The sequence below is a fragment of the Sphingomonas hankookensis genome (assembly GCF_001619955.1).
Classification (GTDB): domain Bacteria; phylum Pseudomonadota; class Alphaproteobacteria; order Sphingomonadales; family Sphingomonadaceae; genus Sphingomonas; species Sphingomonas hankookensis_A.
Genome location: NZ_LQQO01000041.1, coordinates 1 through 2,528, shown reverse-complemented (window position 1 = coordinate 2,528; position 2,528 = coordinate 1). Strand labels below are relative to the sequence as shown.

At 67.8% G+C, this 2,528-nt stretch carries 3 protein-coding genes; all 3 read right to left on the bottom strand.

Annotation, left to right across the window (positions count from 1 at the left end; all coding sequences use genetic code 11):
• Positions 1 to 116 precede the first annotated feature (116 nt).
• Complete coding sequence (gene spt / locus AVT10_RS14575) at positions 117 to 1,379, bottom strand: serine palmitoyltransferase (RefSeq protein ID WP_084401756.1); 1,263 nt, start codon at positions 1,377 to 1,379, stop codon at positions 117 to 119.
• A 32-nt stretch (positions 1,380 to 1,411) separates the two neighbouring features.
• Entirely contained in the window at positions 1,412 to 1,657 is a 246-nt protein-coding gene (locus AVT10_RS14570) for an acyl carrier protein (protein ID WP_066693030.1), read from the bottom strand.
• 33 nt (positions 1,658 to 1,690) lie between these two features.
• The coding region (locus AVT10_RS14565; RefSeq protein ID WP_066693029.1) for an NAD(P)H-binding protein at positions 1,691 to 2,528 on the bottom strand (838 nt) is incomplete at its 5' end.

The window sequence follows — 2,528 nt, the reverse complement described above, 5'->3', positions numbered from 1 at the left end:
GGGGGGGGGGGGGGGGGGACCATCCGCAGGATGGTGGAGGGGGGTATCCGCGTTCGCGGCCAGCCCCCTCCACCACCGCTATGCGGCGGTCCCGCTCCCCGCGAGCGGGGAGGATCTTAGGCGATAACCCCCACCGCCTTGCCGGCGGCTTCGAACATGCCGAGGATCGTCTCGACCTGTTCGGCGCTATGCTCCGCGCACAGCGAGCAGCGCAGCAGGAAGGTGCCGGCCGGGGTCGCGGGCGGGCGGGCCATGTTGACGTACAGGCCGCCTTCCAACAGCGCCTGCCACATCAGCACCGCCTGCTGCTGATCCTCGAGGATGACCGCGATGATCGCCGACTGCGGCGTCTCGGTGCCGAGCTTGAAGCCGAGGTCCTTGAGACCGCCGTGCAGCCGCTTCGAATTGCGCCACAGGTGCGCCCGCTTGTCGCCGGCATGCATCAGTTTGCGGATCGACGTCGCGGCGGTCGCGACGACCGACGGCGGCAGCGATGCGGTGAAGACATAGGGGCGGCACACCAGCCGCATCACGTCGAACTTCGGATGGTTCGATACGCAGAAACCGCCGACCGTGCCGACCGATTTGGAGAAGGTGCCGACGACGAAATCGACGTCCTTCTCGACACCCTGCTCCTCGTACACGCCGCGCCCGTTGGGGCCGAAGAATCCCATGCCATGCGCTTCGTCGACCAGCACCATTGCGCCATGCTTCTTCGCGACCGCGACCATTTCGGGCAGCGGGGCGATGTCGCCGAGCATCGAATAGACGCCTTCCAGCACGACGAGCTTGCCCGGTTCCTTGGGCAGGCGGCCGAGGCGTCGGTCGAGATCCTCGACCGAATTGTGGCGGAAGCGCACGATTTCGGCATTGCCGAGCGAGCAGCCGTCATAGATCGACGCATGGCTGTCGGCGTCGAGGATGATATATTCGCCCTTGCCCGCCAGCGTGGAGATGATGCCAAGATTCGCCTGATAACCGGTCGAAAACACCATGGCATGCTCGGTGCCATAGAATTCGCGCAGCGCCGCCTCGCAATCCTTGTGCGGGTCATAGGTGCCGTTCAGCACCCGGCTGCCGGTCGTGCCCGACCCGAACTCGTCCAGCGCCTTCTTGCCCGCCGCCACGACGTCGGGGTCGAAGGTCATGCCCATATAATTATAGGTGCCGAGCAGGATCGTGTCCTTGCCCCGGATCACCGCCTGGGTCGGCGACGTCACCTTGTCCATCACGATCGCGAAGGGATCGCGCACGCCGGTCGCCAACAGCGCTTCCCGCTCGGCGATCAGCGCGTCGAACTTGCTGAACAGGTCGCGTTCCGGCGCGACCGTCTCGGGCGAATCGGGCAGGGCGTGGGGGGTGGCGGCGGCTTCGGTCATGGTGTCGGTCTTTCGGGGGCCGGGCAGGGAGGTCAGGCGGTCTTCAGCTTCTCGACGGCATCGGCCAGCTGGCCGACGGTTTCGATGTCCGCCTGCATGTTCATGGTGATGACGATGTCGAATTCGTCCTCGACCGCCGCGACGAAATCCATCACGGTCAGGCTGTCCCATTCGAGATCGCCGGCAAAGGTCGTTGCCTCGGTCAGCTCGACGCCCTTCTTGTTGAACGGTTCGACCAGGTCGGTGATCGTGGCGAAGGTGGCGGCGCGGTCGCTCATGCGGGTCTTTCCAATATGCGTGGTTGCGCGGGGCTATAGCAGACGATGCGCGCGATACCATGCCGCGGTGTCGGCAAGGCCGCGCGCCGTGTCGATCCGTGGCTCCCACAGGTCGGGCGGCGGGCGCCGGGCGGGATCGGCGGTCCAGTCGGGATGTGCGAGATAGCTGGCGCGATCGGGCGTCAGCTTGGCTTGCGCCCCCCGCAGCTTGCGGTCGATCCGTGCGCCCAGCTGCAGCAACCCGGCGGGCAGGTGCATCGCGAGCACCCGCCGCCCGACCGCATCACCGATCAGCCTCGCCATCTCGGCATGGGTCATCGCCCGGCCGTCATCGACCTCCAGCACGTCGCGCGGACCGTCGCGTTCGGCCAGCGCCAGCAGCAGCCGCGCGAGATCGTCCACCGCGACCAACGCCACCTTGCCCGGTGGTGGCAGCAGCGCCAGGCCCATCTGCGCCATGCGGAACATGTCGCGCATCTCGGTATCGCCGGGACCATAGACGCCGGTCGGGCGGACGATGGTCCAGTCGCGATCGCTGGCAGCGACCAGTTCCTCGCCGGCCCGCTTCGACGCGCCATAGGCGGAAAGCTGCGGCTCGCGCGCCGACAGCGAAGAGACATGGACGAACCGCCGCACGCCGGCGGCGCGTGCCGCGTCGAGTACCGCCTGCGTGCCTGCGACATTGCCCGCGGTGAAGCCGGCAGCGTCCGGCGCGTTCACGACCCCGGCGACGTGCAGCACGACGTCGGCACCGACCATCAGTTCGGCAAGGCTGTCGGGCTTGTCGAGCGCGCCGCGCACCCAGTTCACGTTCGGCTCGGCAGGCTGGGCGCGGCGGGTCAGCGCGCGGATGTGCCAGTCCTGCCCGACC